At 58.2% G+C, this 24,906-nt stretch carries 28 protein-coding genes; 20 read left to right on the top strand and 8 right to left on the bottom strand.

Annotated features, from left to right (window positions below; all coding sequences use genetic code 11):
• The first annotated feature begins 109 nt into the window (after positions 1-109).
• From F6V30_RS05165 to F6V30_RS05175, 3 genes are all read left to right on the top strand, one after another.
• Positions 110-820, top strand: coding sequence for an RluA family pseudouridine synthase (locus F6V30_RS05165; protein WP_151155568.1), 711 nt, complete (start codon positions 110-112; stop codon positions 818-820).
• A 519-nt stretch (positions 821-1,339) separates the two neighbouring features.
• Positions 1,340-1,507: a hypothetical protein gene (locus tag F6V30_RS05170; protein ID WP_246163219.1), complete on the top strand. Its 168-nt coding sequence runs from the start codon at positions 1,340-1,342 to the stop codon at positions 1,505-1,507.
• On the top strand, positions 1,504-2,154 hold the full coding sequence (locus tag F6V30_RS05175) for a Fic/DOC family protein (protein WP_151155570.1): 651 nt from the start codon (positions 1,504-1,506) through the stop codon (positions 2,152-2,154). Before F6V30_RS05170 ends, F6V30_RS05175 begins: the two co-directional genes overlap by 4 nt.
• Here the strand turns inward: F6V30_RS05175 and F6V30_RS05180 are convergent.
• A complete protein-coding gene (locus tag F6V30_RS05180; protein ID WP_151155572.1) occupies positions 2,120-2,308 on the bottom strand; it encodes a hypothetical protein in 189 nt (62 codons plus the stop codon). The genes F6V30_RS05175 and F6V30_RS05180 overlap by 35 nt on opposite strands.
• A gap of 59 nt (positions 2,309-2,367) precedes the next feature.
• Between F6V30_RS05180 and F6V30_RS05185 the strand changes: the two genes are divergently transcribed.
• From F6V30_RS05185 to mnmL, 12 genes are all read left to right on the top strand, one after another.
• Positions 2,368-2,712: an HIT domain-containing protein gene (locus F6V30_RS05185; RefSeq protein ID WP_151155574.1), complete on the top strand. Its 345-nt coding sequence runs from the start codon at positions 2,368-2,370 to the stop codon at positions 2,710-2,712.
• 70 nt (positions 2,713-2,782) lie between these two features.
• Positions 2,783-3,118, top strand: coding sequence for a type II toxin-antitoxin system RelE family toxin (locus F6V30_RS05190; RefSeq protein ID WP_151155576.1), 336 nt, complete (start codon positions 2,783-2,785; stop codon positions 3,116-3,118).
• A 76-nt stretch (positions 3,119-3,194) separates the two neighbouring features.
• Entirely contained in the window at positions 3,195-3,851 is a 657-nt protein-coding gene (locus F6V30_RS05195; protein WP_151155577.1) for a methyltransferase, read from the top strand.
• A gap of 21 nt (positions 3,852-3,872) precedes the next feature.
• The gene (locus F6V30_RS05200; protein WP_151155579.1) at positions 3,873-4,124 is read left to right on the top strand and encodes a YheU family protein; all 252 of its coding nucleotides are present in this window, start codon (positions 3,873-3,875) and stop codon (positions 4,122-4,124) included.
• Between the two features lie 146 nt (positions 4,125-4,270).
• Positions 4,271-4,663: an FxsA family protein gene (locus tag F6V30_RS05205; protein WP_151155581.1), complete on the top strand. Its 393-nt coding sequence runs from the start codon at positions 4,271-4,273 to the stop codon at positions 4,661-4,663.
• 49 nt (positions 4,664-4,712) lie between these two features.
• Positions 4,713-5,240, top strand: coding sequence for a nitroreductase family protein (locus F6V30_RS05210; protein WP_275938125.1), 528 nt, complete (start codon positions 4,713-4,715; stop codon positions 5,238-5,240).
• A gap of 12 nt (positions 5,241-5,252) precedes the next feature.
• Positions 5,253-5,669: a secondary thiamine-phosphate synthase enzyme YjbQ gene (locus tag F6V30_RS05215; protein WP_151155583.1), complete on the top strand. Its 417-nt coding sequence runs from the start codon at positions 5,253-5,255 to the stop codon at positions 5,667-5,669.
• A 29-nt stretch (positions 5,670-5,698) separates the two neighbouring features.
• A complete protein-coding gene (locus F6V30_RS05220; RefSeq protein ID WP_151155585.1) occupies positions 5,699-6,565 on the top strand; it encodes a hypothetical protein in 867 nt (288 codons plus the stop codon).
• Between the two features lie 45 nt (positions 6,566-6,610).
• A complete protein-coding gene (locus tag F6V30_RS05225; RefSeq protein ID WP_151155587.1) occupies positions 6,611-7,624 on the top strand; it encodes a PIN domain-containing protein in 1,014 nt (337 codons plus the stop codon).
• Positions 7,625-7,691: 67 nt separating this feature from the next.
• Positions 7,692-7,997, top strand: coding sequence for a secondary thiamine-phosphate synthase enzyme YjbQ (locus F6V30_RS05230; RefSeq protein WP_420850265.1), 306 nt, complete (start codon positions 7,692-7,694; stop codon positions 7,995-7,997).
• A gap of 46 nt (positions 7,998-8,043) precedes the next feature.
• The gene (locus tag F6V30_RS05235) at positions 8,044-8,550 is read left to right on the top strand and encodes a hypothetical protein (protein WP_151155589.1); all 507 of its coding nucleotides are present in this window, start codon (positions 8,044-8,046) and stop codon (positions 8,548-8,550) included.
• A gap of 285 nt (positions 8,551-8,835) precedes the next feature.
• On the top strand, positions 8,836-9,762 hold the full coding sequence (mnmL, locus tag F6V30_RS05240; protein ID WP_151155591.1) for a tRNA modification radical SAM protein MnmL/YtqA: 927 nt from the start codon (positions 8,836-8,838) through the stop codon (positions 9,760-9,762).
• A 157-nt stretch (positions 9,763-9,919) separates the two neighbouring features.
• On the opposite strand, the gene F6V30_RS05245 is transcribed toward mnmL, so the two are convergent.
• The 7 genes from F6V30_RS05245 to F6V30_RS05270 all read right to left on the bottom strand — a co-directional run bounded on the left by F6V30_RS05245 (position 9,920) and on the right by F6V30_RS05270 (position 18,878).
• Positions 9,920-10,930 carry a sodium:calcium antiporter gene (locus tag F6V30_RS05245; RefSeq protein WP_151155593.1) on the bottom strand — a complete coding sequence of 337 codons (1,011 nt, stop codon included), beginning with the start codon at positions 10,928-10,930 and terminating at the stop codon, positions 9,920-9,922.
• A gap of 53 nt (positions 10,931-10,983) precedes the next feature.
• Positions 10,984-12,753 (bottom strand): KUP/HAK/KT family potassium transporter, encoded by a 1,770-nt coding sequence (locus F6V30_RS05250; protein WP_151156418.1) that lies wholly within the window; start codon positions 12,751-12,753, stop codon positions 10,984-10,986.
• Positions 12,754-12,852: 99 nt separating this feature from the next.
• Positions 12,853-12,981: a hypothetical protein gene (locus tag F6V30_RS17425; protein WP_275938126.1), complete on the bottom strand. Its 129-nt coding sequence runs from the start codon at positions 12,979-12,981 to the stop codon at positions 12,853-12,855.
• Positions 12,982-12,998: 17 nt separating this feature from the next.
• On the bottom strand, positions 12,999-13,703 hold the full coding sequence (locus tag F6V30_RS05255; RefSeq protein WP_151155595.1) for a response regulator: 705 nt from the start codon (positions 13,701-13,703) through the stop codon (positions 12,999-13,001).
• Positions 13,704-13,812: 109 nt separating this feature from the next.
• A complete protein-coding gene (locus F6V30_RS05260) occupies positions 13,813-16,509 on the bottom strand; it encodes a sensor histidine kinase (protein ID WP_151155597.1) in 2,697 nt (898 codons plus the stop codon).
• Positions 16,510-16,581: 72 nt separating this feature from the next.
• The gene (locus F6V30_RS05265) at positions 16,582-16,791 is read right to left on the bottom strand and encodes a hypothetical protein (RefSeq protein ID WP_151155599.1); all 210 of its coding nucleotides are present in this window, start codon (positions 16,789-16,791) and stop codon (positions 16,582-16,584) included.
• Between the two features lie 104 nt (positions 16,792-16,895).
• A complete protein-coding gene (locus F6V30_RS05270; protein WP_151155601.1) occupies positions 16,896-18,878 on the bottom strand; it encodes an APC family permease in 1,983 nt (660 codons plus the stop codon).
• Between the two features lie 252 nt (positions 18,879-19,130).
• Between F6V30_RS05270 and F6V30_RS05275 the strand changes: the two genes are divergently transcribed.
• From F6V30_RS05275 to F6V30_RS05295, 5 genes are all read left to right on the top strand, one after another.
• Entirely contained in the window at positions 19,131-20,033 is a 903-nt protein-coding gene (locus F6V30_RS05275) for a 4-deoxy-4-formamido-L-arabinose-phosphoundecaprenol deformylase (RefSeq protein ID WP_151155603.1), read from the top strand.
• Complete coding sequence (locus F6V30_RS05280; protein ID WP_191965578.1) at positions 20,033-20,317, top strand: DUF4911 domain-containing protein; 285 nt, start codon at positions 20,033-20,035, stop codon at positions 20,315-20,317. The genes F6V30_RS05275 and F6V30_RS05280 overlap by 1 nt, the downstream gene beginning before the upstream one ends.
• Position 20,318: 1 nt before the next feature.
• Complete coding sequence (locus tag F6V30_RS05285; RefSeq protein WP_246163330.1) at positions 20,319-21,563, top strand: exo-beta-N-acetylmuramidase NamZ family protein; 1,245 nt, start codon at positions 20,319-20,321, stop codon at positions 21,561-21,563.
• A gap of 290 nt (positions 21,564-21,853) precedes the next feature.
• Positions 21,854-22,849 carry a DNA-methyltransferase gene (locus tag F6V30_RS05290; protein WP_151155610.1) on the top strand — a complete coding sequence of 332 codons (996 nt, stop codon included), beginning with the start codon at positions 21,854-21,856 and terminating at the stop codon, positions 22,847-22,849.
• A gap of 1 nt (position 22,850) precedes the next feature.
• Entirely contained in the window at positions 22,851-24,890 is a 2,040-nt protein-coding gene (locus F6V30_RS05295) for an ATP-binding protein (RefSeq protein ID WP_151155612.1), read from the top strand.
• Positions 24,891-24,906: the final 16 nt, after the last annotated feature.

A 24,906-nucleotide genomic window follows, 5' to 3' on the forward strand; every position in this document is an offset into this window, starting at 1 on the left:
CCGCGCTTCCATATGTGATAGCCTCGCCGGGAGCCAAGGGATTGTCCGTCTCTTGCGTCTCGAACACCGCGGCCTCGCGTGTGACCCTTCTTTTTGTGCGAAAGATGCCATGGCTCCCGCCAAACGCCCCTCGGGGAAATACCAGCCCAAAGGCCTCCCGGTCCTGTACGAGGATCATGCAATCATCGTGGTGGAGAAACCGTGCGGCCTCCTGACCATGGGGACCGACCGGGACAAGTCGCGGACGGCCCATACCATCCTCAACGACTACGTGCGCAAGGGCGACCCCCGCTCCCGGAACCGGGTCTACATCGTCCACCGCCTGGACCGGGACACCTCCGGCATCCTCATCTTCGCCAAGAGCGAAGCGGCCAAGATCTTCCTCCAGGGGCACTGGGAGGAGACCGACAAACGCTACCTCACCATCGTCCATGGCACGCTCACCCCAAAGAACGGGACGATCACCAGCCATCTGGCCGAGAACAGCGCCCTGAACGTCTATTCCACCCCGGACCCGGCGCTGGGCAAGCTGGCCCACACCGAGTACACGGTCCTGAAGGAGGCCAAAGGGCTCAGCCTGCTGGAGATCCACCTGCTCACCGGCCGCAAGCACCAGATCCGGGTACACCTCTCGGAGCAAGGGCACCCGGTGGCGGGGGACCGGAAATACGGCAGAAACGACGGCTACGCCACCTTGGCGCTCCATGCCCGCTCCATCTCCTTCACCCACCCGGTGAACGGCAGGAGGCTCTCTTTCGAAACCGGCATCCCTGACTTTTTTACCCGCCTGATGGGGCGGATAGACATACCGTCGGCCTGACGGCTGACGGTGCCGTCACGTACGATGGTTCTGCGCTGCAGGGTAGGATATACGGGGGGCAGGAAAGGCCGTTGAGCAGGGCGGGGCGACGATGACGATTTATCCACAATGAACGAGTATACCCGGAAGATATTTTTTTTAACAGACTGTAAATTATCCGATCCGGTGGTATAGTCGAATCAGCAACAAAGAGGTACAAACTGTAGCGAGGAGGTTTTACTCTTTATGGAAGACACTCCACCCGACCGGATCGCGAAGTCATAGCTGAAAAACATAGTCCGATGGCAGGATGAATCGGATACATCCTTGCAAAAGGAACAAAGAAACGAAAAAATTACAGAAGCCCACCGAATCTCTTGGTGGGCTTTTCCTTTGCCGGAAGGGGGGAGATGCCGGGTTTGGACGAGGGCGGATTTCGGCGGAGGGGTGGGGGCTTTTTGAGCCAGGGGAGGATGCGCTGTAGCGTTGACAGGTAGGGGGCTGGCGGGATAATGTAAAATTTTCCATGAAGGTGCCAGCGTGACAGAACTCATCTGCGACTTCTACTGCGACAAGATTCTGAAAAGCCTCATCGACGTGCCGGTGTACCTCGAGAACGAACACATCTTTGCCTTTCACCACACCAACCCCCTCTGGGAAAACCATGTGGTCCTGCAACAGACTTTTTCGGGTGGAGCGGCTTCATGAAAAAGGCAGATCGCTACGACACATCGAACCTGATCGAGGACCAGTACGAACCCGGTTCCAGTGGTAGCGTGCTGCGTAACCTGCTTGGCATCACGAGCAAGGAAAAGATGGAGCGTGTCGAAGAAGCCCGGTTTGAGCGCTTGATGGACGAAGCAACAGCGCGCTTCGACAACGATCATCGTTTTACCGCAGGAGATATCCTCTGGCTCCACAAATGCTGGCTTGGCGGTATTTTTTCCTGGGCTGGCATCTACCGTACCGTCAACATCGGCAAGGGTGGCTTCATGTTCGCGGCTGCCACCCATGTGCCGGGATTGATGCGGCAGTTCGAGAACGATCAACTTGCGCGTCTGACACCGTGCCGGTTCGAGCGCACAGAAGATGTTGCAGCGGCCCTGGCCGAGGTGCATGTGGAGTTGATTCTCATTCATCCCTTCCGGGAGGGTAACGGCAGAGTTGCGCGGCTGTTGATGGTGTTGATGGCGTTGCAGGCCGGACTGCCGCCGTTGGATTTTTCCGAACTACAGGGGGCGAAGCGGGAGGAGTATTTCGCTGCCGTCCAGGCCGGGATGGACCGGGATTACCAGCCAATGGAAAGAATCGTCAATAGAGTTATCGAGCGAACGTTGAGCGCTTGCGGGCAGTAAAGACAGGTGTATCTTCCTTCACTGCGTTGCTGGTTTCTTCTTGCAGGTAGATTCCCTCGACGGCAAACGACGACACCAGCGAACGCCGCAGCAAACGCTTGCGCTGTTCGGGATTTTTCAGGTAGGGATTTGTTTCAAGCAGTGACTTTTTCATGCTGTTACTATACCGTAAAACGAACTGAAACGTGAGCAAAAAAGAGACAGCGAGCCACCATGACCACACCCGCCTGCGACTTCTACTGCGACAAGATCCTGAAAGGCCTCATCGACGTGCCGGTGTACCTGGAGAACGAACACGTCTTTGCCTTTCACCACACCAACCCGCTCTGGGAACATCATGTGGTGCTGCTCCCCAAGCGCCACATCGAATCCCTCATCACCCTGGAAGAGGCGGACAACGACCTGCTCCTGGAACTGCTGCGCACGGCCAAGGCGATCTCCCGCGACTTCATGGAGCGCTTCGGGGCCTGCCGGGTGTACACCAACCTGGGCGACTACCAGTCCTCCAAGCATCTCCACTGGCATATCGGCTGCGGCGCGCAGTTGCGTCCTTATTGATAAAACCGATGAGCCTTCGCGTATTCGGTAATGTCTCTGGTTTTTTACCCCTCCCGCTAAGGAGTGAACCATGCCCATCTTCACCTACTTCCCCACCCCGGATTTCGCCGCCAAGCTGGCAAAGATCGAGAAACACGACCCGCCGGGCCATACCCGCATCCTGGACGTGATCGACCGCATCCTCAACAACCCCGGCGACGCCGACGGCTGGATGCACGGCGAACACCACGGCCGCCTCAAGAAGTATGTGGGCCGGAGCGAGTACCGCCTCATCTACAACTGGTGCGAGGCTTGCCGCAAACAGGCCAAGAGCCTGGAAGAGAAGTGCGGTTTCTGCCGCCAGGTGGGGGACAACAGCGTGATCTTCTTCAACGTCTACCACAAGAACGAGGCGAGCAGGGTTTAAGCACAAGCCCCCTCCGAGCACTCCCCCGCTGGGGGAGGGGACTTGTGCATACCGGGAACCACGAAAGTAGAGAACCATGGATCGCTCCTCGCGCAATAGACTTACGGAAAAGCTTCTCCCCCACTTCGGCGGCGACACCCTGTTCGACGCCGTGGGCCGGGCGGTGTGCGCTGCCGGCTGCCTGCCGCGCAAGGAGCTGTACGAGGCGTGGGAGGTGGCCCGCCGGGTGCGTCGCCGTTTCCGGGGGGGACGGATCGTGGACCTGGCCTGCGGCCACGGGCTGTTGGCCCAGGTTCTGCTCCTGCTGGACGACAGCTCGCCCCTGGCCCTGGCCGTGGATCGCCGGATACCCAAGAGCGCCGCGACCCTGGCGGCGGCCATGGACGCGGCCTGGCCGCGCCTGCACGGACGCACCCGGTTTGTGGAGGCCGACCTGGAAACGGTGGCGTTGCACCGGGACGATGTGGTGGTGTCGGCCCACGCCTGCGGAGGGCTGACGGACCTGGTCCTGGACCGGGCGGTGGAGGCGCGGGCCAGGGTGGCGGTATTGCCCTGTTGCCACGACCTGAAGGGGGCCGACCTGGGCGGCCTGGAGGGATGGCTGGACGGCCCGCTGGCCATGGACGCGGCCCGGGTGGCCCGGCTCCGCTCCCAGGGATACCGGGTGGTTACCCAGCGGATTCCGGGGGATATCACCCCCAAGAACCGGCTGCTTCTGGCGGAGCCGGAATAGGGGAGAGGGATGGGGGGAAGCATGTCCACCACAGAGCAGACCGATCACCATGAAGAGGGGGTGGAGATCCCCTATGAACTCATCAACCCGGATACCCTGCGCAACCTGATCGGCGAGTTTGTGACCCGAGAGTGGGAGGAGTCGGGGGAGGCCAGCTATACCTATACCCTGGACCAGAAGATCGAGCAGGTCCTCCGGCAGTTGCGGGAGGGGAAGGCCAGGATCGTGTTCGACGCCACGTCGGAGAGTTGCAACATCGTTCCGTACCGTTAGGCCCACCTCCCGCCCCTCTTGACAGCAAGGGTATTCCCGTGGTTCACTACGCCATGATATCCGCCACGCGACAACCCCACCTCGTCATGCATCCCATAGACACCGTATCTGGCCGCGCCAACCGTGAGCCGGGCAGGATGTGACCCATGCTCCTGCGCCTCTTCCTGATATGTACCATTGTCCCGATCATCGAGGTCTGGCTGTTGATCCTGATCGGCCGGGTTATCGGCGTGCTTCCGACCGTGGCGACCCTGCTGGCCGTCTCCCTGGCCGGGGCCTGGCTGGCCAGGTCCCAGGGGTTCCGGGTCGTCGTCGCCATCCGCGACGAACTGGCGGCGGGGCGTCTGCCGGGAGCCCCTATCCTGGACGGCGCCCTCATCCTGGCGGGGGGGATTCTCCTTCTGATCCCCGGCTTCTTCACCGACTTCATCGGCCTGTTTTTTCTCATCCCCGCCACCCGCACGCTCCTGAAACGCTGGCTGGGGATCTGGTTGGAGCGGCGGCTGCGCCAGGGCAGTTTTGTGGTCCGCCGTTTCTGAAAGACTCGGTAAAAATTGAAAGACAATCATTGAACCAGAAGGAGACCCTATGAGCGACATGATGGAACTGTTGAGGAAGCGCCGCAGCATCCGCGCCTTCACGCCGGAACCGGTGGCCCCGGAAACCGTGGACCTGCTGGTGGAGGCGCTGCTCCGGGCCCCCTCGTCCCGTGGCAAGAATCCGTGGGAATTCGTGGTGGTGGATGACAAGGAGTTGCTGGAACAACTCTCCCGCGCCAAGGAGCATGGTTCCCAATTCATCAAAAAAGCGCCGCTGGCCATCGTGGTCTGCGCCGACACGACCGTATCGGACGTGTGGGTCGAGGATTGCTCCATCGCAGCCATCCTTGTGCAGATGGCCGCCCTCTCCCTGGGGCTGGGGAGCTGCTGGGCCCAGATGCGCAAGCGCCAGCACGACGCCGACAGCTCGGCGGAGGAGTATATCCGCAAGCTCCTCGGCCTGCCGGAACGGCTTGGGGTGGTGTGCATCATCGGTATCGGCCATCCGGCGGAGGACAAAAAGCCGGTCCCGGCCGATGCTCTACAGTACGACAAGGTGAAGCGCAACCGCTATTGACAGGTGGCCCCCATGAAGAGCTATCGCAAGGAGTTATGGTTCGAGACAAAAAGCCGCCGGGAGCTGATCAACATCACCTCCCGGGTGGCGGAGTGCCTCCGGGAGAGCGGCATCCGGGAGGGGCTTCTGTTGTGCAACGCCATGCACATCACCGCCAGCGTGTTCATCAACGACGACGAGTCCGGTCTGCACCAGGATTTCGAGGAGTGGCTGGAGGGGCTGGCGCCGGAAAAACCCTATTCTCGCTACCGTCACAACGGTTACGAGGACAACGCCGACGCCCACCTCAAACGGACCATCATGGGGCGGGAGGTGGTGGTGGCGGTGACCGACGGCAAGCTGGACCTGGGGCCGTGGGAGCAGATCTTTTACGGCGAATTCGATGGGATGCGTAGAAAGCGGGTCCTTGTCAAGATAATTGGAGAATAGCATATTCAAGGCACTTGGAGACAAAGGTTATGAAATTTTTTAGTGACCCAAACAACCTTTATTACGCTGGAGTTGTATTAACCATGGTTGGGCTACTTTTTACAGGTGTCGCTACTGTTCGTTCTTCTAACCTCCAAGCTAAAGCCGCAAAAGAAATAGCAGATTCTCAAAAGCAATTAACAATCAAGAGTGACCAGTTAACAAAGAAGAGTGAGGAAATATCGAAACTGAACCGTGAAATTGCCGATAATCAAAGTTTATTACGTGAGGATACCGAGAAACAATTAGAAATGCAGAAGAAACTTGCAGAAAAAAGTGAAGAAAACGCCCTACTAAATAGTCAATTAGCTAATATTAATAAAGATTTACGACTGAAGTCTGAAGCACAAATAGAGTCGCAAAGCATGCTTAAAGATAAAATTGAAAATAGTTTGGCATTAAATAAAGAGATAGTAGAGCTTGAATATGGACAAAACCAAATCATCGGAGATATTAAAGCAACAATTTTAGATCTTGAAAATTCTTTGGTGGCTAAAGGCATTATACAGACCCCAGAGAAGCACAATGCTATAGTTCAAGTACACGGAGCTAGCTCCACGTCTAGCATCAGTACCGTAAAGTTATCTCTGGCATCAACCAGCGTAACTGTTGCAAACGGTGGTACTCAGCATCTATTCGATAATAACCTATCAATTTCAGCCGATATTACCACTGCAAAGAAAAATCACCACTTATTACATGCTATTTTAGTCTCCTTGGGTAAAAAACCGTTCCGAGTAAACACAGATAAAGTCGGATATAAATTTGATTATGAAGAATATTCTGTAAGAGTTGATAATATATCACATGATTCAGTTGTATTTTTTATATCTATTAATGTCCCACATAACAAATAAAAGGCAAGATAGCCAGCATGTCAATATCAAATACTGGAGAATAAGATGACTATAGTGGCTCTTGATGCAAATGTATGGTTAAAAGAGCGTCTACTAAGGTCTGGAATGGGTGCTGCCTTACTCTGGGCAATAAAAAATACCGATAGTGTCCTTCTTCTTTCCGACGTAACCCAATGCGAAATCATGAATGGGGTAGTGAAAGAAATCCAAGAGGCTGCCGAAGAAATAGAAGCCGGTCTTTCGACCATACGTGCATTCATTGGAAAAAGCCAGGAAGTGACGATTCCATCGCCGGAAGAAGTTTATAAAAGTGTTAATGGGCGATTGGTTGATATTGGCACTATTTTAAAAGTGGACAACCACAAGAGCGAACACCTAGAGTCAGCTCTCCAAAGAGTTCTCAACCATCTTCCTCCCGCCCATAAGAAAGAAGAATTTAGAGACTGCATGATTTGGGAAATGTGTTTGGACATAGCACGCAGAACTCGCGAAGACTTAATCCTAATAACTGCTGATGCAGCTTTCTACCATAAAGATAAGTTCGAGAATGGTATGGCTTACCCCCTGCGCGAAGATCTCAAGCGATTTGAAGCAAATATCCAACTCTACCACAACATAGGGGCATATCTCGAAACAATACAGGAAAAAATACCTAAACCAGATGTAAAGTTAGTGACTTCTGCTATTGATGAACAAGTAATCAATACAGTCAAAGCTTCTGTTCAGGACAGTTCTTATTCAGAAATTGAGATATGCGACTCAAAAATTGATGTATTTTTAACAGAAGCTTTTGAAATACTAGCAATAAGTTTTAAACTAAAGTACAAAATATCCGACCTTGAATTAAAGGAGGGTATTGTTTTGTCAGAGGCATATGGAATAGCCGAAGGTAGCGCAACCCTTAACACTAAAAGTAACATCATCAAGAATCTTCAAATGACGGCTTACAGAATCGAAAGTGCGGACGGACAGATTCTTCGTCAGAGTGGTTACGTATATGGGTCGGGCGGGATTGTGGGCACGCGTTACATTCCATACACTCTTAGGAGAGCAATCTAACTCAGAACGTATTTTTACCACGTTCATATTATCCCGCTCGATTGAAACGGCATCCCGGCGTAACTAAATTTGCTATAGAAACGCCATGCACATCACCGTCAGCGTGTTCATCAACGACGACGAGTCCGGCCTGCACCAGGATTTCGAGGAGTGGCTGGAGGGGCTGGCGCCGGAAAAACCCTATTCCCGCTACCGTCACAACGGTTACGAGGACAACGCCGACGCCCACCTCAAGCGGACCATCATGGGGCGGGAAGTGGTGGTGGCGGTGACCGACGGCAAGCTGGACCTGGGGCCGTGGGAGCAGATTTTCTACGGCGAGTTCGACGGCATGCGGAAAAAGCGGGTACTGGTGAAGATCATCGGGGCGTAGGGCAGCCCCTTGCAGGCACAATTCCGAATCCGAAAAGGAGGATGTCATGCCACAGACCGACGACCTGAAGCGGTACCGCTGCTCCGAGATCTTTTCCCAAGCCACCGGCGTGGAAATCCGCGAGGCGTTCAAGGCCCACGAGGAGGGAGGACAGGTCACGGAGCGCGCCGGCAGGGTGCAGTTGCGCTTCTTCAAGCTGACCCCCAAGACCAAGCCGGACGAGGTGACCCAGATCCGCTTCATCTGCGAACCGGACGAGGCCTTTGCCCTGGGGGTGATGATCGCCCAGGTGGCGGCCTCCTCGGCCCCGTGCAAGGAAAAGCTCGCCCCCCACAAGTTCCCGGGCAGCGAGCAGGCGGCGGAGACGGTGACCACCCTGGCCGTGGAAAAATGGGAACGGGGCGGAAAGAGCGGCTATGCGCTCACGGTGGGGCGCGGCAAGGATTTCATCAGCGTGCCGGTGCCCCTGGGCAAGTTCCTCTTCGCCGGAGAGTTCCTCAAGTCCCTGGCCGTGGAACAGTGCTGGGTGGAGCGGCCGGAGAAGAAGCACTAACGGGTTGTTGAAAAACAGCCATCGGACCTTCGTCCTCGAAAGCCCTTTTGTAACTGAGGCCTTTGGCCTCACCCTTCGGGCGCCTTCGCGGTCCAATTTGGCAAGCTGAATTGTGCGGCGTAGCGCCCCTCATCCTATCCTTCTCCCAAAGGGAGAAGGAATACCGTTACCCTCTCCCCCTGGGAGAGGGTGGCCAAAGGCCGGGTGAGGGCGCCTCCGCGGTGCTTCCTGCGGGTGCGACGATCTGACTATTTTTGAACAACCTGAGTTTTCAGAGACCTACAAGTGTCCCAACCCAAACGGTATAATACCTTTTCCGACGAGTTGAAGCGCATCTTCGGCTGCAAGGTGCAACGCATCTCCGTGGATGCCGGCTTTACCTGTCCCAACCGGGACGGGACCCTGGACCGGGCGGGGTGCATCTTCTGCGGCGGGTCCGGCTCCGGGGCCTACAGCATCCGTCCCGAACTCTCCGTGGCCGCCCAGGTGGAGGACGGCAAGGAGGTCATGCGCCGCAAGTACCGGGCGGAAAAATTCATCGCCTATTTCCAGGCCTATTCCAATACCTACGCGCCGGTGGAACATCTGCAGGCGCTGTTCGACGAGGCGCTCTCGGTCCCCGGCGTGGTCGGCATCATCGCCGCCACCCGACCCGACTGTCTGCCCGACCCGGTGCTGGATTTCCTGGCCCGCCTGGGGGAGCAGACCTATTTCTGGCTGGAGCTGGGGCTGCAATCCATCCACGACAAGAGCCTGGCGCTCATTAACCGCCGCCACGACTACGCCTGTTTCGTGGATGCCCTCGAACGGGCCAAGGCCCGCGGGATACGGGTCTGCGCCCATGTGATCCTGGGGCTGCCGGGGGAATCGCGGGAGGAGATGCTGGCCATGGCGGGCGAACTGAACCGCCGCGGCGTGGACGGCGTCAAGCTGCATCTGCTGCATGTGATGAAGGGAACCCGCCTGGCGGAGATGTACGGGCGGGGCGAGGTGGCACTGCTGGACCGGGACGGCTACGCCGGACTGGTGTGCGATTTCCTGGAACTGCTCGATCCGACGGTCCTGATCCATCGCCTGACCGGCGACGGGGGGCGGGACAACCTGGTGGCGCCCCTCTGGTCGCTGAACAAGTTCGAGGTGCTCAATCTGATCGATGCCGAACTGGAGCGGCGCGACAGCCGGCAGGGGATGAGGTTTTCCCTGAACCCGTGACGCCTCCATGCCTCCGCTGGTCCGGAAGGCCTCTGCCTTTGTGTTTGAATGATGTGCAACAGACAGTCGGGGGGCGTCCGGGGGCGTGGGATGTTACGGCATGGCGGCGTGCGGGCCCCGGCTCTTCCGGGCGCTGCGGCATTCCGGCGTCCCGGATTCAGCCTCTCCCCAGCACGACAAAGCCGATGAACGCCAGGTAGAAAATCCCCCCCGCCAACAACGTCCCCGGCGTCAGGTGCCGTTTCCAGCGGATCTGGCAGTAGGCCATCCCCACCGAAGCGAAGGTGATGCCCACGGTGGTCAGGGCCGTGGCCTCCAGCCGCCATTCGGTCATCAGGATGCCGATGGCCGTGATGACCGCCCCCTGAAAGACCATGGCGCCGGTGATGTTGCCGATCGCCAGGGTATCCTTCCCCTTGCTGATCCAGATGACGCTGTTGAACTTCTCCGGCAGTTCGGTTGCGATCGGGGCGATGATCATGGCCAGCACGAAGGCTGAAATCCCCATCTGGGCCGAGATGACCTGGACCTTTTCCACAAAGATATACGAACCCCATACGATCAGGAGCAGTGACCCGAGCACTTGGAACGTGATGATGCTCATGTGGGGGTCATGGGATTTTGGCGCAAAATAGCACGGGTCCAGGTCGGCCTCCTCGACCTCGTGATTGCCGTTGCCCCCCCGCAGGGTCCTGAGCACGTAACCGCCGTAGGTCAGGAGCAGCGCCAGGGCGATGAAGGTCTTGATCACCGGGTGCCCCCCCAGGAACGAGGCGGCGATGGCCAGGGCGTAGAGTGCCATGAAGTATTCCATATCGCGGCGCATGACGATGGTGTCCACCCGCATGACCGGGTAGTCGTCCCTCTTGCCGCGGTTGACCATGACCGCGATCCCGCTGATGCAGAAGGCCAGGGTGCCCAGCATGAAGGGGGCGCCGATGATGGCCCCCACGCCGATCTCGTGGCCGGCGGCTTTGGAACCGAACAGGATGGCGATGATCGGCACCAGGGTCTCGGGCAGGGCCGTGCCGATGGCGGCAAAGATACTCCCCACGGCGCCGTCCGACAGGTTCATCTTCTTGCCGAACCACTCCAGGCCGTTCGTAAAAACGGTCGCCCCCAGCAGGATGATGCCCAGGGCGACCACCAGCAATAACCAGTTGATCATGATTGGATGACGTTCTTTCTGCGTTGAAATGGGGCAGCTAAATTTTCACGCATCTACATCTCAACACGGGTAATGACCCCTTGCAGCTTGGCTGCGGGGAGTTTGTTGAACTGCACGAAGTTGGGGGTCAGTTTCTTGATGGCGGAGAAGACCTTCCAGACCGGGTTGGCGGTGGCGATGTCCTCGATGCCGTAGAAGATGACCTTTTCCAGGATGCCCTTATCCTTGAGCAACTGTTCGATGTCGAACATCTCCATGTAGCCGGCGATGACTTCAAAGGCGTCCAGGCCGGTTCCCAGGCCGGTGGTCAGGTTGCTTTTCAGGCCATAGGGCTCGTCCGTGCGGATGATGGAGATCAGCACATTGCGCTCGTAGATGATGTTGCTGCGGATGGTGCAGTGCACGAGGTACGGCGGGATGGTGTCGTACTCCTTGACGAAGAACAGGCCGGTTCCGGCTATGTGCCCCTTGTGGTAGATCTGCTCGTAACTCATCAGGTAGGTTTCCAGGTCCAGCGGCTTCAGGGCGCGGTACAGGGCCCGCTGTCCCTTGGTCCAGATGAGGATGGCCCCCAGGGGGATGGATGCCAGAATCAGCGACCAGTAGCCGCCGGCAGGGAGTTTGTGAAGATTCGACGTCAGGAAGGCGGCGTCGATCAGGGTCACGAACAGGGCCACCGGCACCTTCCACTTCTTCTTGGTGCGGGAGAAGATCATGACCATCATGATGCCGGTGATGGTCATGGTGCCGGTCACCGCCAGGCCGTAAGCCGCCGCCAGGTTGTCGGACTTCTTGAAGATCAGCATGATCATGATCACCAGGGCCAGCAAGAGCCAGTTGACGGCGCCGATGTAGATCTGCGATTTGAGGTAATGGGAGGTGTAGTCCACCTTCAAGAGCGGCAGGATACGGGTGGTGATACCCTGGTAGACGATGGAAAACACGCCGCTGATCAAGGCCTGGGAGGCGATCACCGTGGCCATGATGGTCAGTACCAGAAAGGGGACATACAGCAGCGCCGACTGGGACTGGACCATGCCGAACAGGATGTTCTTGGCGTCGGGATGGGTGATGATGAAGGCGCCCTGCCCCAGGTAATTGATCACCAGGGCGACAAAGACCAGATACCAGGCCCGCTTGACCGGCTTGCGCCCCAGGTGCCCCATGTCGGCATAGAGCGCCTCGCCGCCGGTGGCGCAGAGGATGACCTCCGACAGGACAAAGAAACCGGCCAGGCCGTTTTTGGCCAGGAACGCGATGGCGTAGTGGGGGCTCATGGCGGCGATGATGCCGGGAAAGGAGGTCAGGGAGAGGGTGCCTGAAAGGGTCAGGGAGGCGAACCAGACCAGCATGATCGGCCCGAAGGCCTTGGCCACCTTGTCGGTTCCCTTGAACTGGAAGATGAACAGGATTATGGCGATGACGGCGGCGCCCAGTATGATGGCGCCTTGGGAGAGGCCGCTCAGGGACGGGATCAGCAGAGCCCCTTCCACGGCCGAGAGGATACTGATGGCCGGCGTGATGACACCGTCCCCCAAGAGCAGGGCGACACCCAGGTAGGAGAGAAAGGTCACGAAGACCATCTGGCGTCCCGGCTTGATCATGCGCACCAGGATCTCGCGCAGCACGATGGTCCCCCCCTCGCCCTTGCGGGAGAGGCTCATGGCCAGGAGGGCGTACTCGATGTTGACCAGGATCATCAGGGTCCAGACGATCAGGGAGATGATGCCGAAGACATTCTCCTGGGTCGGCTTGGTCAAGGCGATGATGACGGTCAGGGTATAAATGGGGCTGGTACCGATGTCGCCGAACACCAGTCCCATTGATTTGATGATGCCGCCCCAGTAGGAGTCGGCTTCCACATGTTTTACCACGCAATGCCTCCGAAAAATTACAACTTATACCACCGGAGGCGTATGCGCTCAATGTTTTTTCTGGAGGGGCTTCCGGCGCAGCCCCCATTCCATGGTCTGCCGGTTCGCCACGGCCGCCTGCTCGGGGGCGCCTCCGGGATAGGGGCCGGGTCCCGCGTCACAGAGGTCAATCTTCATGGCCGCGTCTCGCCGCGTTATTCGATAATCTTGAGCCGATATCCCACGCCCGGTTCGGTGACGATGTAGCGCGGACGTGAAGGGTCCGCCTCGATCTTGCGGCGCAGGTTGCTGACGTTCACCCGCAGCACGTGGGGCTGTTCCTGGTAGGCGATGCCCCAGATCTGCTTGAGTATCTGGCTGTGGGTCAGCACCTTGCCGGCATGGGTGACCAGCAGCCTGAGCAGGTCGTACTCGGTGGGGGTCAAGGGGACCTCGACGCCGTTGACGGTTGCCCGGCGGAGGTTCAGGTCGAGGGTGAGGCCGCCGCTGGTAAAAACCGGTTCCGCGGCCTGCTGGAGCGTGCGGCGCAGCGAGGCCCGGATGCGGGCCAGCAGTTCGCCCACGCCGAACGGCTTGGTGAGGTAGTCGTCGGCGCCGGCGTCCAGGGCGGCGACCTTGTCGTCCTCCCGCTCCCGCACCGAGAGCACGATGATCGGGACCTGGGACCATTCGCGGATGCGCCTGATGACCTCGATCCCGTCCAGGTCCGGCAGCCCCAGGTCGAGCAGGATCACATCCGGCCGGAATGCGGCTGCCGCCGCCAGCCCGCTGTGGCCGCCTTCCGCCTCGTGCAGGGAAAACTCCTCGTTGGACAGAATGGTATGGAGAAAGCGGCGTATCGCCAGTTCGTCGTCGATTACCAGGATGCGGGGCAGGAGGGAACTCTTTTCATCGGCCATGTCGCGCGCCCTTTCCGTCAGTCGTGTTCTCTCTTGAAGGTCTCACAGGGGATGTCCTCCCGGAGGATGCGGCCGGGAAACCCGTCCCGGATACTACTCTGTTCATGCCCTACAAGCCCGGCAGGCTGCCCGGATCGAGCGGCAGGTGCAGCACGATCCCGAGCCCTCCCCCCGGACGGTTCTCCGCCCTGATCGTGCCGCCGTGCGCCTCCACGATCCCCTTGCAGATGGAGAGCCCCAGGCCGGTCCCCCCGGCGCCCTCGGGGACCGGGATGCGGTAGAACTTGTCGAAAACGCGCTGGAGATCCTTTTCGGGAACGCCGGGGCCGTGGTCGGTTATCTCGATGATGAGCCGGGTGGCGGAGGTCTTGGCGGCAATCTCGATCGGTGTGGCGGGGGGCGAGTATTTCACGCTGTTCTCCAGGAGATTGACCAGAACCTGGGTCATCAGAACCAGGTCCATGGGCACCAGCGGCATGACCGGGAGCATCCTGAACGAGATCTCCCGGTTTTCGATGCGCGGCTCCAGTACCGCCAGGGCGCATCCCACCAGGTCCTGCACGTCGCACGGTTCCAGGTTGAGCCTGACCGCGCCGGCCTCGATGCGGGTCATGTCCAGCAGGTTGCCGACAAAACGGTTCAGACGCTCGGCCTCGCCGCAGGCGGTATCCAGAAGTTCGCGGCGCGCCGGGTCGCTCAGGTGCGCCCCCTCGTCCCTGAGGCTGGTGAGGACGCCGGTAACCGATGCCAAGGGGGTGCGCAGGTCGTGGGAGATGGAGTTGAGCAGGGCGCGCTCCAGGTTTTCCCGGGCCTGGAGTACCTGGGCCTGCTCGGCCTGCCGCGAGAACTGCACCCGTTCCATGGCCATGGCGGCCTGGGTGGCAAAGGCGTCCAGGAGCCGCCGGCTCTCGGTGGAGCGGTACTCCACCTCGTTTTCCAGGCGCACCCCCATGACGGCCAGCGTGCTGGCCGGGGTCTGCAGGGGGAGGTAGAGCAGGTCGGCGGAGACGAGGGTGTCGGTCCCGCGCCCGGCCGGGTGACGGTTGCGGAAGGCCCAGTCGGCCACGGCCTGTTCCTTGGCGTCGATAGTCAGGCCGCTGCTTGCCGCCATGACGTCGAGCCGTTCCCCCTCGGGCAGGAACAGGGCCACGTGCGCGTTCAGGGCCTCCTCCACATTCCTGATCAGTGCCTTCATGACGGCGCCGATATCCACGGCGGCGGCCAGGTCCCGGCTCAGGTAGTAGAGGCTCGCGGTTTGCACCTCCCGGGTCCGCATCGCCTCGGCCCGCTCCTTTGATCGGGCCACCAGCGTACTGATGACCACCCCAACGGTGAACAGGGCGATGAAGGTGATCAGGTATTGGGCGTCGGCCACGGCAAAGGTGAGGCGGGGGGGGACGAAGAAGAAATCGAAGGCCAACACCCCCAAAAAGGAGGTAACCACGGCCTGTTTCCGGCTGAGGCGCACCGCGGCGACCACCACCGCCAGGAGGTAGAACATGACCATGTTGGTGGGGTCCAGGAGGGGCCGGAAAAATTCGCACACCACCGAAACCGCAGCGACGAGCAGGAGGCTCGCCCCGTAGCCCCGGAAATCCGGCGCCCCCGGCACGGCCCGCTTCGGCCGCCGGGCCGCTTCTCCGGGCGATGCGAAGCTGACCACCACCACGTCTATGGCGCCGCTGTGGCGGATGACCCGGTCCACCACGGGGGGGGCAACCAGTTCGCGCCAGCGCGGCCGGGTCGGTTTACCCATGACGATCTTGGTGACGTTATGCCGCGCGGCATAGTCCAGGATCGCGTCGGTCACCGTGGGGGCGGTGACGGAGGCGACCTGGGAGCCCAGACTCTCGGCCAGGCGCAGGTCGCGCCACACATGCTCCCGATTCTCCCTGGCGTGTTTGCCGCTGCCCGGGGTCTCGATATAGACGGTGTACCATTGGGCCTTCAGCTCTTCCGCCAGGCGGCAGGTGGCCCGGATCAGCTTTTCGCTGTAGGGGCTGCCGCTGACGCAGACCAGGAGCCGCTCCGTGGCGGCCCAGGGGCCGGTGATGGCCTGAGTCTCCATATAGGCCCGCATCTGGTCGTCCACCCGGGCGGCGGTGCGGCGCAGGGACAACTCCCGCAGGGCCATCAGGTTGCCCGGCCTGAAAAACTTCTCCATGGCCTTGGCCGCCTGGTTGGCGATGTAGACCTTCCCCTCGTGGAGGCGTTGCAGCAGGTCTTCGGGGGGGATGTCCACCAGCCTGATCTCGAAGGCGGTGTCCAGCAGGTGATCGGGGAGGGTTTCCCGTACGACCACGCCGGTGATCCGGGCGACCACGTCGTTCAGGCTTTCGAAATGCTGGATGTTGACCGTGGTGAAGACATCGATGCCGGCGGCCAGGAGTTCCTCCACGTCCTGCCAGCGCTTGTCGTGGCGTGCTCCGGGGGCGTTGCTGTGGGCCAGCTCGTCCACCAGGGCGATCTGTGGCTTGCGGGCCAGCAATGCGTCCAGGTCCATCTCGGGGAGTCGCACCCCCTGGTGGATGAACTCCTTCCGGGGGAGGACTTCCAGGCCCTCCAGCAGGGCGTCGGTCTCGGAGCGGCCGTGGGACTCCACGTACCCCGCCACCACGTCGCGTCCCTCGCTGCGGCGCTGCCGGGCGGCCTCCAGCATGGCATAGGTCTTCCCGACCCCGGCGGCATAGCCGAGGAAGATCTTCAGTTTTCCCCGGTGTGCCTGATCCGCCTCGGCTTCCTCGGCCTGGGCGCGTTTCAGGAGGGTTTCGGGGGAGGGGCGGTTGTCGTCGCCGTTAGCGGGCATGGGGCAAGCCTCGTTGGGGGGGTGGCATGGTTCCATTATAGCCCATTGCCCCGGTGTGTCCATATCGGAATTCTAATGAACAGAAGGGGGATTCCGGTGGAGCGGCGCGGCGGGCATGGTATCCCAGGCCTGCTTGTCCGGGTCGAAGACCGGAACCTGGCCCGGCCCATAGGGGGGCGGGGCGATGGTGGTGACTCCTGCCACGTATTTCAGCGTCTCATCATTTTCGAACAGCTCGCCGGCATAGATGCCGTTATCCGGGTTGAACTGGTAGACTTTCATGGCCCGCCTCCTGTGCGCGTTCCTGCTACGATTACAGGATATCAGGGGTCTCATAAGGTGTGTGTCAAAATGGGGTGCAGGCCCGTCAAGAAGGTATCAAGACTTCAACTCCGCACCCGTATGGGGAGGATGACCGTTGTGAGGCCGTCCCACTGAAGGCGGCGCTGGATGGCGAAGGCGGTCTCGTTGTGCAGCATCCGGTGGTAGAACTTTTCCAGCCTGAAGGTGAGCTGGCCGGTGAAGACCACTGACCGTGGGTACTCTTCGTGTACCTGCTTGCAGATACCGGTGACGGTTTCCACCACGTCGGTGGCCACCTCCATGCGGTAGTCCGCGGCGAAGCCGAGCCGCCGCGCCAGATTAACGTATTTCTCCAGTCCCGCCTTGGCCGAGGCCTCCAGGGCCTCCACCTCTTCGGCCCCCTTGAAGGAGCCGGAGTCGACCACCGCCACGGAGACGAACACCACGTTCTTGTAGGTCTGGGGGAAGATGGTCAGGATCGAGAGCAGGGTATGCACGCCAAAGCCGCTGTAGCCGGAGACCAGTTGGATGGCGGTGGTATCGTTGCGGTTCAGGGGCGCGTCGTTATAGGGACGGGTGATGGGAAAGTCCAGCAGGGCTTCGTCCAGTTGGGCGATCCCCCGGCGCACCCTGGTGTAATGCCCCTTGATCTGGTAGCAAAGGGCGATGACCACCGAAGTGATCAGCAGGGTCAGCCATCCCCCCTCGGCGAACTTCTCCACCGTGGTGATGACCAGGATGGTAGCGCAGATCACGAGACCTACGAGGTGCACGCTCAGGTGTTGGAGCCACTTCGGGTCTTCCGTGCGGCGCTGGATGAAAAAGCGCGACATGCCCAGTTGGGAAAGGGAGAAGGTGACGAAGACATTGATGGAGTACATGACGATGAGCGCATCGACCGATCCTCCGGTATAGAGCAGCAGTGCAATGGCCGCCGTGCCCATGAGCATGATGCCGTTGCGCATGGTCAGCCTGACGGAGAGGGCGGCAAAGCGGTGGGGGAACCAGGAATCCACCGCCATGTTGGCCATGACCCGCGGCCCGTCCACGAAACCGGTCTGGGCGGCCACCAGGAGCAGGGCGCCCTCCGAGAAGATGGTGATGAAGGCTACCGCGTGCCCCATGGGCCAGTCGCTGAACAGGCCGTCGGCCAGGACGGCGTTGAGGGTCTTCCCCTCCACCGGTCTGACGCCGATGAGGGAGTAGCAGAGGAAGAGCACCCCGGCGGTGAAGGCCAGGGAGGCGGCCATGTAGACCATGGTCCGCTTGCCGGTCTGCACCCGCGGTTCGCGCATGATCTGCAGGCCGTTGGACACCGCCTCGATGCCGGTATAGGTGCCGCCGCCCAGGGAATAGGCCCGCATGAACAAGAGCAGGATGCCGAAGAAGCCGATGGTGGAGAGGTCCTGGTGGAGTCCGCTGCTGAAATCCCGGGTGATCGGTGCGAAGCGGTCGGTATGGGTGAAGATGCCGTCCAGCAGCATCAGGATGTGGGTAACCACAAAGGTGGCGAAGATCGGCGCCAGGACCGAAATGGACTCCTTGACCCCGCGGATATTGAGAATTATGAGGACCACCGCCAGGAAACAGGCGAAAGGGACCTTATAGTGGTGGAACTGGTGGGGGACATAGCTGAACATGGCATCCACGCAGGCCGCGATGGACACGGTGATGGTCAGCACGTAGTCCACCAAAAGGGCGCTGCCCGAGACCACCCCCGCCTTTTCCCCCAGCATGTGGGTCGCCACGATGTAGCCCCCGCCGCCGTGGGGGAAGTGCTCTATGATCCGCGAGTAGGCGTAGGAGATGATGAAAACGGTGACGGCCGTGGCCAGGCCCAGAAGGATGGCCAGGTAGGTGTGCTGCCCCAGGGCGCGGAAGGCCTCCTCGGGCCCGTAGGCCGAGGAGGAGAGGCCGTCGGCCCCCAGGCCGACCCAGGCCAGTATGGGGATGAGGGACATCTTGTGGAAGAGATGCGGGTCCTTGATGAGTTTCGGGCTTCCGAATACGGCGCGGGCGATCTTCTTGAAGATGCTGCTGTCGGCGGGATCGTTTTCCGGTTCCATCTGTTTCTCCGCGAGCGGTGGCCTGTGCCATGGCTGCAATGCGATAGTTTAAGACGAGTGTAGCTTATGATGTAATCATTTCAATCTACCATCACAGCCATTAAGAAAGTATCAAGATGCCCCGCGGCAATATCAAGAAAACATCAAGACGACCGCTGTCGCGGCGGAATAACCATATTTGGGTTGTACACGGCGGCCAAACCTTGCTAGACTGCGCCCCTATGGCACACATGGGCAGGAGAGCGGCGTTTCATGGCTGACAAGATCGTTGCACTGAAGGTGGATGTGGATACCTATGCCGGGACGCGCGACGGCGTACCGGCGCTTTTGGAGGATATGGCCCGCTTCGGGGTTTCGGCCACCTTCTATTTTTCCCTGGGGCCGGACAATTCGGGCAAGGCCATCCGGCGTATCTTCACCCGCAAGGGCTTCCTCAAGAAGATGCTGCGCACCAAGGCGCCGGCGGCCTACGGCATCAAAACCATGCTCTACGGCACGCTGTTGCCGGCGCCCATGATCGGGGCGGCCTTTCCCGGCGTGCTGCGGGCCACGGAACAGCGCGGCCACGAGGTCGGCATCCACTGCTGGGACCATGTCAAATGGCACGATTACCTCCCCTGGTTTCCCAAGCGCGTGACCGCCATGGAGTTGGGCCTGGCCAGCGCCCAGTTCGAGGAGATCCTGGGCCATCGCGCCGTAACCACGGCAGCCCCCGGCTGGACCGTGTCGCCCGATTCCCTGGAGGTGCAGGACGCCATGGGATTGAGCTATTGCAGCGACGGGCGCGGCACCCACCCCTTCTACCCGGTCATGGACGGCCGCCGTTTCCGCACCCTCCAGATCCCGACCACCCTGCCGACCGCCGACGAGATCCTGGGCGAGAACGGCGTCACCCCCGACAACATCCACGACTACTACCTGGCCCAGTTGCATGACGGGCTCAATGTGCTGACCATCCACGCCGAACTGGAGGGGGGCGCCATCCGCGCCTCGTTTGTCCGCCTGCTGGAGCGTTTCGCGGCAGAGGGCATCCGCTGCATCACCCTGGGCGAGGCGGCGCGCCAGGTTGCCAACGTGCCGGCATGCCGGCTCTTCATGGGCGAGATCCCCGGACGGGCGGGCCGGGTGGCCATCCAGGGGGAAGAGGCCCCGTGATGCGTTTTCAACCTCCTCGCCCCAGCCCGTTTTCCCCCGAAGTCCCCCTGTCCGATGCCGTCTGCCGTTATTTCCGGGTCAAGCACCGGGATATGGTCTACCTCAAGTTCATCCTGGAGGCCTATGAGGGGATGAACACCATGAGCACGGTGGATAATGTGGCCGGCATCATCCGCATTGCCATCATGCCCGGCTTCGTGGCGGAGATGGATGAACTGCTGGCCGAACTGGGCACCAGGGTGACCATGGAACCGGTCGCCTGGGAGGATCAGGGGGGTGAGTGACATGACCGGCCGCGTGGCCGTCATCCGAGTACTCCTGTTCCTCCTGTTTATCCCGTGCCTCCCTGCGCAGCTCTTTGCCGCCGCCGGCCCGGTCCTGCCCGGCATCGACGTGCTGGAACAACGCGGTTTCGACCTCCTGCAAGGGAAGCGGGTCGGCCTGATCACCAACCACACCGGCCGTTCCCGGGACGGCCGCAGCACCATCGACATCATCAACCGGGCCCCCGGCTGCCGCCTGACCGCCCTGTTCAGCCCCGAGCACGGCATCCGGGGCGAGGCGGACGACAAGGTCGCGTCGGCCACGGACCGGGCCAGCGGCCTGCCGGTGCACAGCCTCTACGGCGCCACCTGCCGCCCCACGCCGGACATGCTGCACGGGGTGGATATCCTGGTCTTCGACATCCAGGATATCGGCACCCGCTTCTACACCTACATCGGCACCCTCTCCCTCGCCATGCGCGCGGCCCGTGACGCCCACATCCCCTTCGTGGTCCTGGACCGCCCCAACCCCCTGGGGGGAGAGCGGGTCGAGGGGGCCATCCCCACCACGCCCCTGCCCGAGCGGGCGAGCGGCTGCGGCGCCATCACCAGCATCCATCCCATCCCCACCCGCCACGGCATGACCATGGGCGAACTGGCGCGGCTCTTCAACGCGGAGTTCGGCATCGGCTGCCGCCTGACCGTTGTCCCCATGCAGGGGTGGCGGCGCGCCATGTACTTCGACGCCACCGGCCTCGCCTGGATCAACCCCTCGCCCAACATGAAGAACCTCTCGGCCGCCATCCTCTACCCCGGCCTGGGGACGCTGGAAACGGCCGACCTCTCGGTGGGACGGGGCACGGAGCGAGCCTTCCTGGCCTACGGCGCCCCCTGGGTGGATGGCGCGGCCATGGCGCGCAACCTGGCGACACGTTCTATCCCCGGCATAAGCTTTACCCCGTGCAGCTTTGTGCCGACCGCGGCCGGGCACCCCTATCGGGGCAAACGCTGCTCCGGCGTCTGCGTCGCCAGCCTGGACCGGGACCGGCTCGATCCAATCCTGGCCGGGCTGCACCTGGCCCAGGCCTTCTACGAGACCCATCCCCGGCGGTTCAAGGTATCTGATGGGTTCGGCACCGAGGTGGGGGATCGGGAGGCGTGGCGATTGTTGAGGCAGAAGGGGGTGAGCCCCCTGGATGTGGAGCGACGGTGGGATAGGGAGCTTGAACGGTTCAGGATGGTGCGGGGGAGGTATTTGTTGTATTGAGCGTGCGTGGCAGGCTTTCAATAAACTTTGTGGACAGGCTTGCATTAAGGTTGAATCAGCCGATAAAGGCTCAGAAAATGGGGCAACCTCAATTAAAATAGGGATGTCCCGATTTAAGCCCAGATGTTATCAGATTCCCAACACTATCAACGGGTGTGTAGGAGTGTGCCGCTCTCGAAAATTCCCACGCCATAATTCCAATATATCCACCATCTTTGATTGCAATTAATTTTAAATAATCGTAGTGTCCCTGACTGTCGTTAATGCTTAAAGCACGAGTGAATAGCCCTATGACTAATGAATTATTGATAAAAAGTGCTATTGCACATAAAACCTCAACTGGCTTATATTTCAACGGCAAATCTGAGGATATTCTCCAATCTGAGGCCATGCAAGGATACAAAGGTAAAATACAGCTTATTTTAACCTCTCCGCCATTTCCCCTGAACAACAAGAAAAAATATGGAAACCTCAAAGAAGAAGCCTATCTTGAGTGGTTCACAAATCTGGCACCAATTTTCTCCCAGATGCTGACAGATAATGGGTCCATAGTTATCGAAATTGGGAATAGTTGGGAAGATAGTCGCCCTGTACAGTCTTTGCTGCCTTTGCAGTCACTGATGGGATTTGTGAGTCATGCCAATGCTGGTTTAAGGCTAATTCAAGAGTTTATCAGTTATAATCCTTCGAGACTTCCTTCCCCAGCCCAATGGGTCACGGTAAACCGAATAAGAACCGTTGACAGCTATACTCGTGTCTGGTGGATTGCAAAACAAGATTTTCCAAAGGCTGACAATAGCAAAGTATTACGGCCTTATAGCAAATCAATGCAAAAACTCCTAGAACGAGGAAGCTACAATTCTGGTAAACGGCCTTCGGAACATAACATAAGCAAAAATTCTTTTTTGAAAGACCACGGCGGTTCAATTGCCCATAATTTTTTCGAGATTGACGGACTTGATTTAGATCGTGAACCACGCTTACCCAATGCCTTTAGTTTTTCCAATACATCCTCAAATGACTTTTTCTCTCGCCAATGCAAAGAACGAGGCATAATTCCGCATCCAGCAAGAATGCCAATGGGGTTGGCAGAATTTTTTATTCAGTATTTAACTGACCCTGATGATGTTGTCCTCGACCCGTTCGCTGGAAGCAACACAACGGGTTATACTGCTGCCAGACTTGGCCGTAAATGGCTTTCAATTGACGCCAAAGAAGATTACGCCATTCAATCAAGGATTCGCTTTGAAGACCCCATACTATCAGATGGGCTACAGGAGGATTGAAATGCCCGAAAGCATTATTAGTCTTTTAACCCAAGTTGATTTATTCAAGCGCAGACAAGAGAGTGAAGACCTTGTTTGGGATACAGGCTTGTTTGTGGGACGCCCCTTCAAGCTCAGTTATGGAAAGGCTGAAATTTTGGTCGCTGATGCGTGGAAGCAGCGAGCGGGGGGGATTCCGCAGGGTTGTTTTCTTTTGGCATATTACGACAACGAGCCTTCCGACTCTTCTGCTTTTGAAGCGATTCTACTGCGGGTTATACAACCTACTAGCCTTCCGACAGACTCAACAGTTATTAGCAGCATGGTTGAATACTATAAGGATAATATCCGTACCGGCACTAACGCTCGTTCACAACTTGACACATTTACCCGGTACGAATTTTCCTTTAGTGCTCTGGAATGCTCCGTATTGGGGTCCTTTTACAAGGATGAGAATGGTAATGGGAAAATAAGGTTTGGGGCAGACCTGGAAAACTTTTTTAGTGCCCATAACTATTCAATTATCAAGCCGTCTCCTGAAATCCTCAAATCAATCGTGAATTATCGTGAAAGTGGCGCTCCGGGTGGAACTGGCGATATTCGCATCGGCAAGGTCAGGTATAGTTCCAGCCGGCGACGCCAACAATCAGAGGAGGTTGTGCCAGTATATGTTCAGGCCCCTGATTTTGCGGGAAAACGAACAGCCCTGTTTGGCATGACCAGAACAGGAAAATCCAATACAGTCAAAAAGATTATACAGGCGTGCGTTGAAATGAGTGAAAGCGCCCCGCTGGTCCTCGACCAAAGCCAAGAATCAACAGCAGAAGTCCTCAAACCGCTTACTGAAAACAATACCCCCAAGTATCCAATTGGCCAGATAATTTTTGACATAAATGGAGAATATGCTAATCCAAATTTGCAGGACCAAGGCACCGCCATTTTTGACATGTATCGTAACAAAACAGTACGATATTCAACCGTTGAAAAAGGTGACGACTTCAAGGTGATGAAGGTCAATTTTTATAATGAAGCAGGCACAGGGTTTGAGCTTGTAAAATCCTATCCAACAATTGCCGATGATACAACTCGCTTTGTAACAAACTTTAAAAATGTAATTTTGGAAAAGCCTGAAGATTATGATTCCAATAGATCTGCAAAAGAAAGGCATGACAGAAGGGTAGCGGCCTATTTTTGCTGTCTCTATCGTGCTGAATTTCCGGCTCCAAGAAATTTTAAGGTGAAATTCACTGCAAATGAAAAAGTTAGAGAAGCCGTAAATCCAAATATTGACCCGGCTAATGGGTTGTCACTGGAGGATGCCTCAAACTGGTGGGATAAGCTGTGGGAAGTCTATCCAAGCGCTCCATGCTTCGAGGAATATAAGCGTACCAAACAAAAAGAATGGGCAGATGACGATTTAAAAGCGGTTTTAACAATTTTGACTAGAAAGCGTGACCCAGGAACTGGGAGATCTGATTGCGCTGGTTTCCGAATCCTTAAAAATGTTAAAGATCAGCACACTTCTCAGACACAGGAACCGTTCGACCAAGACATTCTTAAGCAATTGCGGGCAGGTAAAATTGTTATTGTTGATTTGTCTTTAGGGGAAGAAAGTGTTCAGAGAATGTTTTCTGAGCGTATAACCAGAAAAATATTCCAAGACAGCATGAGTCGATTTACAAGTACAAAGCCAAACAATTTCATACAGTTCTACTTCGAAGAAGCACATAATCTCTTTCCCAAAAAAGAAGATAAAGATTTGTCCCAGATTTACAACAGGCTGGCCAAGGAGGGTGCAAAACTCAACCTCGGTCTTATTTATGCTACACAGGAAGTTAGTTCAATAAGTAGCAATATCCTGAAGGCAACGCAGAACTGGTTTATCTCCCATCTTAATAATGATGATGAAATCAGAGAATTGAGAAAATATTACGACTTCAGCGACTTTGCGGAAAGCTTGATACGTTTTAGCCAGGATACCGACAAAGGTTTTATCCGTATGAAAACCTACAGTAACCCCTTCGTCATTCCAGTACAGGTTGACCGATTTCCTTCTGATTAAGCTTAAGCCTGGAGGC

The organism is Oryzomonas sagensis, assembly GCF_008802355.1.
GTDB classification, from domain to species: domain Bacteria; phylum Desulfobacterota; class Desulfuromonadia; order Geobacterales; family Pseudopelobacteraceae; genus Oryzomonas; species Oryzomonas sagensis.